The following is a 12,234-nucleotide window of genomic DNA, read 5'->3' as shown; positions in this document are numbered from 1 at the left end:
CCCCCGTAAAAATTCCGCCCCTATGCTCAAGATCAAACAGGAACTGTTGGACGGCCTCGCCGCCGCGCTGGAAAGCCTCTCGCCCGGTGCCGGCGCCAAGGCGGCGTTCGAATCGCCCAAGGTGGCGGCCCATGGCGACTTCGCCAGCACCGCGGCCATGCAGCTGGCGCAAACCGCTCAAGCTCAACCCGCGCCAGCTCGGCGAGAACCTGCGCGCCCTGCTGCTGGCGCAGCCGGTGTACCAGCGCTGGGTGTCGGAGATCGACCTGGCCGGCCCGGGTTTCCTCAACATCCGCCTCAAGCCCGAGGCCAAGCAGCAGATCGTGCGCGAGGTGCTGCAGGGCGGTGACGCGTTCGGCGTGCAGCCTTCCAACGGCCAGCGCCTGATGGTGGAGTTCGTCTCGGCCAACCCCACCGGCCCGCTGCACGTGGGCCACGGCCGCCAGGCCGCGCTGGGCGACGCGATCTGCAACCTCTACGGCACCCAGGGCTGGAGCGTGCACCGCGAGTTCTATTACAACGACGCGGGCGTGCAGATCGGCACCCTCGCCACCTCCACGCAGCTGCGCGCCCAGGGCGTCAAGCCAGGCGATGCGGGCTGGCCCGAGGCGGCCTACAACGGCGACTACATCCAGGACATCGCCAACGACTTCCTCGCGAAGCAGACCGTGAAGGCCGACGACCGCGAGTTCACCGCCAGCGGCGACGTGAACGACCTCGACGGCATCCGCCAGTTCGCCGTGGCCTACCTGCGCCACGAGCAGGACCTGGACCTGCAGGCCTTCGCGGTGAAGTTCGACCACTACTACCTGGAGTCCAGCCTGTACACCAGCGGGCGCGTGGCGGCCACGGTGCAGAAGCTGATCGACGCCGGCAAGACCTACGAGCAGGACGGCGCGCTCTGGCTCAAGTCGACCGAGTACGGCGACGACAAGGACCGCGTGATGCGCAAGTCCGACGGCTCGTTCACCTACTTCGTGCCCGACGTGGCGTACCACATCGCCAAATGGGAGCGCGGCTTCAGCAAGGTCATCAACATCCAGGGCACGGACCACCACGGCACCATCGCGCGCGTGCGCGCCGGCCTGCAGGCCGCGGGCGTGGGCATTCCCCAGGGCTACCCCGACTACGTGCTGCACACCATGGTGCGGGTGGTGCGCGGCGGCGAAGAGGTCAAGATCAGCAAGCGCGCGGGCAGCTACGTCACGCTGCGCGACCTGATCGAATGGACCAGCAAGGACGCGGTGCGCTTCTTCCTGCTCAGCCGCAAGCCCGACACCGAGTACACCTTCGACGTCGACCTCGCGGTGCAGAAGAACAACGACAACCCGGTGTACTACGTGCAGTACGCGCACGCGCGCATCTGCTCGGTGCTGGCCTCGTGGGGCGGCGATGCCGCCTCGCTGGCCGACGCCGACCTGTCCGCGCTCGACAGCGCGCCGGCCCAGGCCCTGATGCTGCTGCTGGCCAAGTACCCGGCGATGCTGAGCGACGCCGCGCGCGACTTCGCGCCGCACGACGTCACCTTCTACCTGCGCGAGCTTGCGGCCAGTTACCACAGTTACTACGACGCCGAGCGCATCCTGGTCGATGATGAGGCGGTGAAAAAAGCCCGCCTGGCGCTGGTGAAGGCCACCGCGCAGGTGTTGCACAATGGCCTGGCCGTGCTGGGCGTCAGTGCCCCGCAGAAGATGTGATGGTGAAACAAGCGATGAAAAAGAAATCCTCCACCAACCGAAGCAGCTTCGGCGGCACCCTCATGGGTTTCGTCATCGGCCTGCTCGTGGGCCTGGGCGCCGCGCTGGCCGTGGCGGTGTACGTGACGCGCGTGCCGATCCCGTTCGTGGACCGCAACGTCTCGCGCAACCCCGATCAGGACGCGCTCGAGGCCGAGCGCAACAAGGGCTGGAACCCGAACCGCAGCCTGGGTGGCGCCCCCGTGCCGGCCACCCCCGCGCCCGCCGTGCCGGCCGCGCAGGCGCCGGGCGCCATCGTGGTGCCCCCTGCCGATCGCCAGCCCCTGCCGGCGCCGGCCGCGCCCGCCACCGGCGCGGCCACCCGCCCGGCCGCCGACCCGCTGGGCGACCTGGTGCAGTCGCGCCTGGGCCAGCCCGGGGCCGCCGCGCCAGCGCCCACCGCGCCGGCCACCACGGCCGCCGCCGCCCCTGGGGCCGACCCGTTCACCTACTTCGTGCAGGCCGGTGCCTTCCGCACGCCGGAAGACGCCGAGGCCCAGCGCGCCAAGCTCGCCATGCTGGGCATCGATGCCGCGATCAGCGAGCGCGAGCAGAACGGCCGCACGGTGTTCCGCGTGCGCGTGGGCCCCTTCAACCAGAAGGCCCTGGCCGACCTGACGCTGGAGCAGTTGCAGGTCAACCACATCGAGTCGGCCCTGGTGCGCGTGCAGCGCTGAGGCGAACCTCCGGCGGGAACTTTTGCGGCTCCGGCCAGCCCCAACCGGGCCTGTTCCCCTGGAGTTTCATTTCATGCAACGTCGCGATTTCTCCCGTTCCCTGCTGGCCGCCGGCACCGCCGCCCTGGGCGCCGCCAGTGGCCTGACCCTCACGCCCGCCCTGGCGCAGCGCGTGGGCCCCAAGGAGGGCGTGGACTTCATGCGCCTGGCCCAGCCGGCCCCGGTGCAGAGCCCGGCGAGCCAGGTCGAGGTGCTGGAGTTCTTTGCCTACAGCTGCATCCACTGTTTCAACTTCGAGCCGATCTTCGAGGACTGGATCCAGAAGAAGCCGGCGCATGTGACGGTCAGGCGCATGCCGGTCGCCTTCAGCCCGCAGTTCGTGCCCATGCAGCGCCTGTACTTCACGCTGGAGGCCATGAACCTGGTCGACAAGCTGCACGCCAAGGTCTTCCAGGCCATCCATGTGGAGCGCCTGCCGCTGACCACGCCGCCGGCCATCATCGACTGGGTGCGCAAGCAGGGCGTGGACCGCGCGAAGTTCACCGAGATCTTCGACATCGCCGCGACCGGCCAGAAGGCCCAGCAAGCCGTGAACCTGCAGGATGCCTACGGGGTGGAGGGCACGCCCGCGCTGGGCATCGGTGGCCGCTACTACTTGCCTGGGCAGGGCCCGCGCACCCTGGTGGTGGCCAATGCCCTGATCGCCGAGCTGCGCGCCAAGGCCTGAAACCACCGCTTGCCCTGCTCCCAAGGCCCGCCCCGTGCGGGCCTTGTGGTTTGTGCGGCGCTTCCCCCGGGAAGCAGGTTGTCGCCGCTACAATGAATGCAAGTTTCGTGCCCTCAAATCCCATGCCCCTCCTTTCCACTTCCCGCCGCGCCGTTCCCTGGGCCCTCTGCCTGTCCGCCGCGCTGTGGTGCGCGGGCCCTGCCCAGGCCGAGAAAGCCGACCGCAACCTGCCCTTGAACGCCGAGGCCGATGCGCTGCGCCACGACGACGCGCGCCAGACCAGCGTGTTCACCGGCAACGTGGTCATCACCAAGGGGACCATCATCATCCGCGGCGACCAGGTCGAGGTGCGGCAGGACGCCCAGGGCAACCAGTTCGGCATCGTGCACGGCAAACCCGGCTTCTTTCGCCAGAAGCGCGACCTGGTCGACGAGTTCATCGAAGGCACGGGCCAGCGCATCGATTACGACGGCAAGGCCGACACCGTGCGCTTCACCGGCAACGCGGTGCTCAAGCGCTTCAAGGGCACGCAGCTGAACGACGAGACCACGGGCAACGTGATCGTCTACAACAACACCACCGACGTGTTCACCGTGGACGGTGGCGTGCGCAACCGCACGCCGCAGAACCCCACCGGCCGCGTGCGCGCCATGCTCACGCCCGTGCCCAAGGAGGGCGGCGCCCCCGCCACCCCACCGCCGCCCGCCCCGCCGGCCACGCTCAAACCCAGTCCCCAGCTCGAAGAGGGCCGCCAGTGACGGATGCCTCTCCCAGCCCGGCGGCCACCCCCAGGGGCCGCCCCGCCCCGGTGGTCAGCCGCCTCGAGGCGCGCGGCCTGCAGAAGTCCTACGGCAGCCGCAAGGTGGTCAAGGACGTGTCGCTCGCGGTCTTCAAGGGCGAGGTGGTCGGCCTGCTCGGCCCCAACGGCGCGGGCAAGACCACGTCCTTCTACATGCTGGTCGGCCTGCTGCGCTCCGACGCGGGCCAGATCCTGCTGGACAACCAGCCGATCGAGAGCCTGCCAATCCACCGCCGCGCGCGCCTGGGGCTGGGCTACCTGCCGCAGGAGGCCTCGATCTTCCGCAAGCTCAGCGTGGCCGACAACGTGCGCGCCGTGCTGGAGCTGCAGGAGGACGAGCAGGGCAAGTCGCTGGACCGCGCCACCATCGAAAGCCGGCTCGACGCCCTGCTGCAGGACCTGCACGTGGAGCACCTGCGCGATTCGCCCGCGCCGGCGCTCTCCGGCGGTGAACGCCGGCGCGTGGAAATCGCTCGCGCCCTGGCGCCGAGCCGCGCTTCATCCTGCTCGACGAGCCCTTCGCCGGCATCGACCCCATCGCCGTGATCGAGATCCAGCGCATCATCGGTTTTCTCAAATCGCGTGGCATCGGTGTGCTGATCACCGACCACAACGTGCGCGAAACGCTGGGCATCTGCGACCGCGCCTACATCATCAACGACGGCCACGTGCTCACCAGCGGCACCCCCCGCCGAGATCGTGGAAAACGCCGACGTCCGCCGGGTGTATCTCGGCGAACACTTCAGGATGTGAGGCCGTGAAACAAGGCCTTTCCCTGCGCGTCTCGCAGCACCTGGCGCTCACGCCCCAGCTGCAGCAGTCGATCCGGCTGCTGCAGCTGTCCACGCTGGAGATGGCGCAGGAAGTCGAGCAGATGCTCGACGACAACCCCTTCCTCGAACGCGCGGAGGAAATCGCCGAGCGCGAGACCTTCGGGCTGGAGCAGACCGATGTGCCGGTGAGCGCCGGCGAGCAGATCGCCGAGGCGGCCCTGCCCGAGGCGCCGGTGCCCTTGTCCTCATCCCTCGAATCCTCCAGCGCGAGCACCGACAGCGGTGACGGCGATGGCCTGGAAAGCAAGCTCGACGGCGCCACCCCGGTGGAGGAAAGCTGGGAGGGCGACGGCACGGTGGAGATGGCGCCCGACGACAGCGAGTGGGGCGGCGACGCGCCCGCGCGCAACAGCGGTTCGGGCGACAACGACGAGACCGCCAGCGCCGCCGACCTGGCGCGCGCCCCGGTCAGCCTGCAGGACCACCTGCACGACCAGGCGCGCTGCCTGCGCCTGTCGGACGAGGACCGCGCCGCGCTCTACTTCCTGATCGAGTCGCTCAACGACGACGGTTACCTGGAGGAAGACCTGGCCGAACTGGCCGACGCCTGGCTGCACCTCTCGGGCACGCCCCAGCTCGCGGGCGACCCGAACGACGCGCTGGAGGCGCGCGAGGCGCTGGAACAGCGCCTCGCGGTGGCGCTCCAGCTGCTGCAGCACATGGAGCCCTCGGGCGTGGGCGCGCGCGACCTGGGCGAATGCCTGCGCCTGCAGATCCTGGAGCTGCGCAACACAGCCGAGGCGCGCGCCGCGCTCGCCATCTGCAACCAGCCGTTGGAGCTCATGGCCAAGCGCGACGTGAAGCGCCTGTGCAACCTCTGCGGCATCGACGACGAGACCGCGCGCGCCGCGCTCGGCCTGATCGCGCGCCTCGAACCCAAGCCGGGCCGCCGCTTCGTCGACGTGGAGCGCAACGTGGTCGTGCCCGACGTGATCGTCACGCGCGCCGGCCGGGGCTTCAAGGTCATCCTCAATCCCGACGTGATGCCGCGCCTGCGCGTGCACGATGTCTACGCCAACGCCATGCGACAGAACCGCGGCGGTGGCGAGGCCGGCCACGCCGCCATGCAGCAGCGCCTGCAGGAGGCGCGCTGGTTCATCAAGAACATCCAGCAGCGCTTCGACACCATCCTGCGCGTCTCCAGCGCCATCGTCGAGCGCCAGCGCAACTTCTTCATGCACGGCGAACTCGCGATGCGCCCGCTGGTGCTGCGTGAGATCGCCGACGAACTCGGCCTGCACGAATCCACCATCAGCCGCGTGACCACCGCCAAGTACATCGCACGCCCTTCGGCACCTACGAGCTCAAGTACTTCTTCGGCTCTTCGCTGGGCACCGAGACCGGCGGCAACGCCTCCAGCACGGCCGTGCGTGCGCTGCTCAAGCAGTTCATCGCCGCCGAGGAGCCCGCCAAGCCGCTGTCGGACAACCAGCTCTCCGACCTGCTGCGCGAGCAGGGTATCGAGTGCGCGCGCCGCACCGTCGCCAAATACCGCGAGGCGCTGCGCATCGCGCCCGCGAACCTGCGCAAAGCACTGTGAACCAACTTCAAGTTTTTCTGCCCTGCGCCGCCGGCGTGGAGGACATGCTCGCCGCCGAGGTGCAGCGCATCACCGGCGAGGCTTCGCCCTACAAGGCGCGCGGCGGTGTCGCGCTCAACGCCTCGTGGCGCGATGCCCTGCGCCTGAACCTGCACAGCCGCCTCACGCAGCGCGTGCTGGTGCAGCTCTGGCACGGCGGCTACCGCAACGAGCAGGACCTCTACAACGCCGCCGGCGAGGTGGCATGGGAAATCTGGTTCACGCCGGCCGAGACCATCAAGGTCGAGATCACCGCGCAGCACAGCCCGTTGACCTCGCTGAACTTCGCCGCGCTCAAGGTGAAGGACGCGATCTGCGACCGCTTCCGCGCCAAGCGCGGCGAGCGGCCCAGCGTGAACACCACCTGGCCCGACGTGCGCATCTACGTGCACCTGACCACCGAGACGGTGAGCCTGTACATCGACACCTCGGGCGAGCCGCTGTTCAAGCGCGGCTGGCGCGAAGACAAGGGCGACGCACCGCTGAAGGAAACCCTGGCCGCCGCGATGATCGCGGCCACCGGCTGGGAAGCCGGCATCGACACGCCGCTGGACGCCATCGCGCCGCTGTACGACCCCTGCTGCGGCAGCGGCACGGTGGTGATCGAGGCCGCGCAGATCGCGCTGAACATCGCGCCCGGCCAGCTGCGCCGTTTCGCGTTCGAGAAGCTGCTGCCGTTCCAGCCGCACGTGTGGCAGGCCATCAAGGCCGATGCCGTGAAGCAGCAGCGCGAATGGCCGGCGGGCCATGCGCCCATCGTCTTCGGCAGCGACGTGTCGTTCCGCATGGTCGATTTCGCGCAGCGCAACGCCGAGCGCGCCGGTGTGGCCCATGCGGTGGAGCTGCGCGGCGGCGACGCGCTGCAGCGCACGCCGCCCACCGCGCGCCCCGGTGTGCTGCTGCTCAACCCGCCCTACGGCGAGCGCATCGCCGCCGCCGGCGTGGCCGGTGAAAACGCCAGTGCGCGCGCCCAGCGCATGGCCCCGCGCGCGCCGCGCACTTTCACCGTGGGCGCCCCGCCGCCACCCACCGCCGGCCAGGGCCGCGAGAGCGCCCAGATGGCAGATGGCGGCGACGGCAGCGACTTCTTCAACCAGCTCGCCGCGCACTGGAAGACCCACTACGCGGGCTGGAGCGCCTGGCTGCTCACGCCCGACCTCAAGCTGCCCGGCAAGATGCGCTTCAAGGAATCGCGCCGCGTGCCGTTGTGGAACGGCCCGATCGAATGCCGGCTGTTCCGCTTCGACCTGACCCCTCGCAAAAGTGAGGCACCCCCCGCCGCGCTCCGCGCGTCCCCCTCAAGGGGGCGATGCCTAGGACCGGCGGAGCCGGATCCTCGACATCTCTGGACTGAGACACTTCTTTCAACGTGAGAGGACTGCAGTGAGCGAGAACGTTGAAATGAACACGGTGGTGCTCGACACCAATATCACGCTCGACCTGTTCGTCTTCCAGGACCCGGTCACCGCGCCCTTGCGCGAGGCGCTGGAGCGGTCGGCCGGCGTCTGGCTGGCCACCGCCGCCATGCGCGAAGAGCTGGTGCGCGTGCTGGCCTACCCGCAGATCGCGCGCCGCCTGGCGGCGCAGGCCCGGCCCGCGCAGGACGTGCTCGATGCGTTCGACCGTTGCACCCGGCTCGTGCCCGAAGCCCCCAAGGCGGCCTTCACCTGCAAGGACGCCGATGATCAGAAGTTCATCGACCTCGCCGCCGCGCACCGTGCCACGCTGGTCAGCAAGGACGACGCCGTGCTCTGCATGGCCCGGCGCATGGAGCGCATCGGCGTGACCATCTGCCGCGAATGGAGGAGTCCTGCCCATGCGGTTTGAACGCCAGCTCCTGGGACTGAGCATCGCGCTGATGGTCTGTGCCCCGTCCTGGGCCGTGCAGCGCTGCGAACTCAACGGCGAGAGCGTGAACCCGAACAACGGCCACACCACGGCCGGCAAGAGCGGCGTGATGCGCTGCACCGACGAGGACGGCCAGGTGCGCCGGCGCGAGCAGACCCTGCGCGAGGGTCGTTTCGTCGGCCCGGTGGTGATGGTGCTGGCGGATGGCGAGCGGCGCGAGTACAGCGTCAACGAACGTGGCAACCGCCACGGTCTGGCGCGCACCTTCGATGCCAAGGGCACGTTGCGCAAGGAGGAGAACCTCGACAACGGCAGCAACGTGGGCGTGCAGAAGCACTTTGCCGAAGCCGGTTACCTGCAGGAGCTGCACTTCTCCGACGAGCGCCGCACGGTGCTCACCATCGCCTACCTGGCCGACGGCACGCTGAAGGAACTGCGTTGCGCGCCGACCAGCGTGCTGCCGCAGGACCGCGAGGTCTGCGGCCACGGCGGGCGCGCGAGCGAGGTCACGCTGTACCGCGAACCCGGCAAACCCTCGGGCACCGTGAGCCACCTCAAGGGCCAGATGCAGCGCCTGAGCGTGCTCGACCGCGAAGGCCGGCTGGTGCGCAACGAGGAGCTCAAGGATGGCCGGCGCATCAAGCGCGTGTTCTACACCTCGGGCCAGCCGCGTTCCGAAACCGACTTCATCGAACGCGACCCCAACGGCCCGGGCGGCCGCGAAGGCACGGCGCGCGAATGGGCCGAGAGCGGCCAGCTCACGCAGGAGACCACCTGGGCCCAGGGTTACGAGCAGCGCATCCAGCAGTGGTACCTGAACGGGAAACCGAAAATGCGCCAACAGATCCGGCGCGAAGGCCGCGAGCTCGAGCGCAACATCGAGAGTTTCTGGGACAACGGCAAGCCCGCGGCCGTCAACGCCGAGCGCAACGGCCGCCTCTGGGGCTGGCAGAAGTACTTCAACGAAGAAGGCGTGCTCGTGCGCGAGGACGAACACGGCGAACGCGGGCTGCTGCAGCGCCGCAAGCGGTACAACGAGCAGGGTGGGCTGGAGCGCGAAGAGCGCTTCCTGGAAGACGGCTCGCGCATCTGAAGTTTCACAAGGAGACGGCCATCGCCATTCGGGTGGTTCGACTGGGCAGCGACAGGGCGGCGGGCGAGGGCACCCGCATCGGCACGGTGCGGCGGCCGCCGCGCGGCGTGCCCAAGACCGAGTTCGCCTCGGGCAACTGGTACGACGTGTGGTACCCCAACCTCGCGCCCAGCGTGGAGACCATGAAGCTCGGCCAGTCCGCCGAGACAGCCGCGCAGTGGAGCGCCTTCACGCGGACATACCGCGCCGAGATGGCCGCGCCCGAGAACGCGCGCAACCTGGAGCTGCTCGCCGCGCTGTCGCACCGCTCGGATTTTTCCGTCGGCTGTTACTGCGAGGACGAATCGCACTGCCACCGTTCGGTGCTGCGCGAGCTGCTGCGGGAAAAGGGCGCGAAGGTCGAGCCATGAGCGGCACGGACCTGCTGGCCCTGCTCACCGCGCTCGGCGCGGCCACGGTGGGGGGCGTGTTCTACGGCTTCTCCACATTCGTGATGAAGGCCCTGGCGCAGTTGCCCGCCGCGCAGGGCGTGGCCGCCATGCAGCGCATCAACATCGTGGTGATCAACCCCTGGTTCATGGGGGCGTTCATGGGCACGCTGCTGCTGTCCATCGCCTGCGTGGTGGTGGCCGTGATGGCCGGGTCGGCCGCGCTGCTCGCCGGGGGCCTGCTCTACGCGCTCGGCACCTTCGGCGTGACCATGGCTTTCAACGTGCCGCGCAACAACCGCCTAGCGCGCCTGGAGGCGGCGTCGTCCGACGCGGCGGCTTACTGGCCGACCTACGTGCGCGAATGGACGCGCTGGAACCACGTGCGCACCGCGGCGGCGCTGGTGGCCGCGGCGTGTGCGGTCCTGGTTTGCTACAACTGACATCCCCCAACCATCACCGAGCGAGGTTCCCATGGCCAGCACACGCTATTCCGGCAGTTGCCATTGCGGCAAGGTCGCGTTCGACGTCGAGGGCGAGATCGGCAGCGCCCTGTCTTGCAACTGCTCGATCTGTTCCCGCAAAGGGTCCTTGCTCTGGTTCGTGCCCCGCGACCAGTTCACGCTGAAAACCCCCGAGGACGCGGCCAGCACCTACCTGTTCAACAAACACCTCATCAAGCACCGCTTCTGCCCCACCTGCGGCATGCACCCCTACGCCGAGGGGGTGGACCCCAAGGGCAACGCCATGGCGGCCGTGAACCTGCGCTGCATCGAGGGGCTGGACCTGAGCACGGTGCCGGTCCACGAGTACAACGGCCGGGACGCGTGACGGGCCTCAGGCCAGGCTGAACCGCTCCGCGCTGGCCCGCTCCCAATAGGTCGTGAACACCGCGTGCTGCGCCGCCAGGTCGGTCAGCAGCGCGCCGGGGGGCGTGGAGGGCAGCAGGTTGGCCAGCAGGCGCACCTCGTTCTCGCTCACGCGGCGCACCAGGTGGTGCGAGGTGATCTGGCGCGGGTGCTGCAGCCCGGCGGCCTGCACCAGTTCCTGCAGCGCCATCAGCGTGCTCTGGTGGAAATGGAACACGCGCTGGGCCTTGTCGGGCACCACCAGCGCCTGCTGGCGCACCGGGTCCTGCGTGGTCACGCCGGTGGGGCAGTGGCCGGTGTGGCAGCTCTGCGCCTGGATGCAACCCAGCGCGAACATGAAGCCTCGCGCGCTGTTGCACCAGTCCGCGCCGATGGCCATGGCGCGCACGATGTCGAAGGCGCTCACCACCTTGCCGGCACAGCCCACCTTGATGTGTTCCCGCAGGTTCACGCCCACCAGGGTGTTGTGCACCAGGCGCAGGCCTTCCTGCAGCGGTGCGCCCACGTGGTCGGTGAACTCCAGCGGCGCCGCGCCGGTGCCGCCCTCGGCGCCATCGACCACGATGAAGTCGGGCCGCACGCCGGTCTGCAGCATGGCCTTGACGATGGCGAACCATTCCCAGGGGTGGCCGATGCACAGCTTGAAGCCCACCGGCTTGCCGCCCGAGAGTTCACGCAACTGGGTGATGAAATGCATCATCTCGATCGGCGTGGTGAACGCGCTGTGCGACGAGGGCGAGACGCAGTCGATGCCCACCGGCACGCCGCGCGCCGCAGCGATCTCGGGCGTGACCTTGGGGCCGGGCAGCACGCCGCCGTGGCCCGGCTTGGCGCCCTGGCTGAGCTTGATCTCGATCATCTTCACCTGCGGGTCGATCGCGTTGGCCTGGAAACGTTCGGGGCTGAAGCGGCCGGTTTCATCGCGGCAGCCGAAGTAGCCCGAGCCGATCTCCCAGATCAGGTCACCACCGTTGAGGCGGTGCCAGGCCGAGATCGAGCCTTCGCCGGTGTCGTGCGCGAAGCCGCCCTTTTTCGCACCGGCGTTGAGCGCCTGGATCGCGTTGGCCGAGAGCGCGCCGAAGCTCATCGCAGAGATGTTGAAGATGCTGGCGTCGTACGGCTGGGTGCAGGTGTCGCCGCCGATGAGCACGCGGAAGTCGTGCGTGGCCAGGGTGCTGGGCTGCAGCGAATGGTTGAGCCACTCGTGGCCGTCGGCGTTCATGTCCAGCTGCGAGCCGAAGGGGCGCTTGTCGGTCTCGCCCTTGGCGCGCGCGTAGGCCAGGCTGCGCTGGCTGCGCGAGAACGGCGTGGCGTCGGTGTCGTTCTCCAGGAAATACTGGCGGATCTCGGGCCGGATCTTCTCCAGCATGAAGCGCAGGTGCCCGATGACCGGGTAGTTGCGCAGCACCGAGCTCTTGGTCTGCCGCAGGTCCCACAGGCCTACGGCCGACAGGGCCCCGAACACCAGGAACGTGAACCCGCCCACCCCGAAGGCCACCAGGGTAAACAGGCTCAGCAGCCCGAACAGCACGCAGAGCGCGAAGGCCGTGTAGCGCACGGGGTAGAGGGCGTTGAGGCGGTCGAGCATGCGGGCTTTCGTGGGTGCACCGGGGAATACACTGCGGGGCATCATAAAACCCCGGCT

10 protein-coding genes and 3 pseudogenes are annotated in these 12,234 nt (G+C 69.2%); 12 read left to right on the top strand and 1 reads right to left on the bottom strand.

Features of this window, described 5'->3' with window-relative positions; translation table 11 throughout:
• Nucleotides 1–22 precede the first annotated feature (22 nt).
• The 12 genes and pseudogenes from argS to ACFJGX_RS01715 all read left to right on the top strand — a co-directional run bounded on the left by argS (nt 23) and on the right by ACFJGX_RS01715 (nt 10,551).
• A pseudogene (gene argS, locus ACFJGX_RS01770) lies at nt 23–1,697 on the top strand (arginine--tRNA ligase).
• Between the two features lie 14 nt (nt 1,698–1,711).
• On the top strand, nt 1,712–2,413 hold the full coding sequence (locus ACFJGX_RS01765; protein ID WP_382322920.1) for an SPOR domain-containing protein: 702 nt from the start codon (nt 1,712–1,714) through the stop codon (nt 2,411–2,413).
• Nucleotides 2,414–2,486: 73 nt separating this feature from the next.
• Nucleotides 2,487–3,140: a thiol:disulfide interchange protein DsbA/DsbL gene (locus tag ACFJGX_RS01760; protein WP_382322921.1), complete on the top strand. Its 654-nt coding sequence runs from the start codon at nt 2,487–2,489 to the stop codon at nt 3,138–3,140.
• A gap of 122 nt (nt 3,141–3,262) precedes the next feature.
• On the top strand, nt 3,263–3,898 hold the full coding sequence (lptA, locus tag ACFJGX_RS01755; protein ID WP_382327613.1) for a lipopolysaccharide transport periplasmic protein LptA: 636 nt from the start codon (nt 3,263–3,265) through the stop codon (nt 3,896–3,898).
• Nucleotides 3,895–4,692, top strand: a pseudogene (gene lptB, locus ACFJGX_RS01750) (LPS export ABC transporter ATP-binding protein). Before lptA ends, lptB begins: the two are co-directional and overlap by 4 nt.
• 4 nt (nt 4,693–4,696) lie before the next feature.
• Nucleotides 4,697–6,312 (top strand): annotated as a pseudogene (rpoN, locus tag ACFJGX_RS01745) (RNA polymerase factor sigma-54).
• Nucleotides 6,309–7,724 carry a class I SAM-dependent RNA methyltransferase gene (locus ACFJGX_RS01740; RefSeq protein WP_382322923.1) on the top strand — a complete coding sequence of 472 codons (1,416 nt, stop codon included), beginning with the start codon at nt 6,309–6,311 and terminating at the stop codon, nt 7,722–7,724. The pseudogene rpoN and the gene ACFJGX_RS01740 overlap by 4 nt, the downstream one beginning before the upstream one ends.
• A 10-nt stretch (nt 7,725–7,734) precedes the next feature.
• Nucleotides 7,735–8,178, top strand: a complete 444-nt coding sequence (locus ACFJGX_RS01735) for a putative toxin-antitoxin system toxin component, PIN family (protein ID WP_382322924.1) — start codon at nt 7,735–7,737, stop codon at nt 8,176–8,178.
• Nucleotides 8,168–9,292 carry a hypothetical protein gene (locus ACFJGX_RS01730; RefSeq protein ID WP_382322925.1) on the top strand — a complete coding sequence of 375 codons (1,125 nt, stop codon included), beginning with the start codon at nt 8,168–8,170 and terminating at the stop codon, nt 9,290–9,292. The genes ACFJGX_RS01735 and ACFJGX_RS01730 overlap by 11 nt, the downstream gene beginning before the upstream one ends.
• 20 nt (nt 9,293–9,312) lie before the next feature.
• Complete coding sequence (locus tag ACFJGX_RS01725; RefSeq protein ID WP_382162739.1) at nt 9,313–9,702, top strand: DUF488 domain-containing protein; 390 nt, start codon at nt 9,313–9,315, stop codon at nt 9,700–9,702.
• The gene (locus ACFJGX_RS01720; RefSeq protein ID WP_382322926.1) at nt 9,699–10,163 is read left to right on the top strand and encodes a DUF1772 domain-containing protein; all 465 of its coding nucleotides are present in this window, start codon (nt 9,699–9,701) and stop codon (nt 10,161–10,163) included. Before ACFJGX_RS01725 ends, ACFJGX_RS01720 begins: the two co-directional genes overlap by 4 nt.
• Before the next feature lie 31 nt (nt 10,164–10,194).
• Nucleotides 10,195–10,551, top strand: a complete 357-nt coding sequence (locus ACFJGX_RS01715) for a GFA family protein (RefSeq protein WP_382322927.1) — start codon at nt 10,195–10,197, stop codon at nt 10,549–10,551.
• 6 nt (nt 10,552–10,557) lie between these two features.
• On the opposite strand, the gene ACFJGX_RS01710 is transcribed toward ACFJGX_RS01715, so the two are convergent.
• Entirely contained in the window at nt 10,558–12,177 is a 1,620-nt protein-coding gene (locus ACFJGX_RS01710; RefSeq protein WP_382322928.1) for an FMN-binding glutamate synthase family protein, read from the bottom strand.
• Between the last annotated feature and the right edge of the window lie 57 nt (nt 12,178–12,234).

This window comes from Hydrogenophaga sp. UC242_50, assembly GCF_042697355.1.
GTDB lineage: Bacteria > Pseudomonadota > Gammaproteobacteria > Burkholderiales > Burkholderiaceae_C > Hydrogenophaga.
This window is presented reverse-complemented; position numbering and strand designations above follow the sequence as displayed.

Coding starts and splice junctions, on each gene's coding strand:
- ACFJGX_RS01730 (WP_382322925.1), top strand. CDS start 8,168: ATGCGGTTTGAACGCCAGCTCCTGGGACTGAGCATCGCGCTGATGGTC.
- ACFJGX_RS01720 (WP_382322926.1), top strand. CDS start 9,699: ATGAGCGGCACGGACCTGCTGGCCCTGCTCACCGCGCTCGGCGCGGCC.
- ACFJGX_RS01715 (WP_382322927.1), top strand. CDS start 10,195: ATGGCCAGCACACGCTATTCCGGCAGTTGCCATTGCGGCAAGGTCGCG.
- ACFJGX_RS01765 (WP_382322920.1), top strand. CDS start 1,712: ATGAAAAAGAAATCCTCCACCAACCGAAGCAGCTTCGGCGGCACCCTC.
- lptA (WP_382327613.1), top strand. CDS start 3,263: ATGCCCCTCCTTTCCACTTCCCGCCGCGCCGTTCCCTGGGCCCTCTGC.
- ACFJGX_RS01710 (WP_382322928.1), bottom strand. CDS start 12,177: ATGCTCGACCGCCTCAACGCCCTCTACCCCGTGCGCTACACGGCCTTC.
- ACFJGX_RS01760 (WP_382322921.1), top strand. CDS start 2,487: ATGCAACGTCGCGATTTCTCCCGTTCCCTGCTGGCCGCCGGCACCGCC.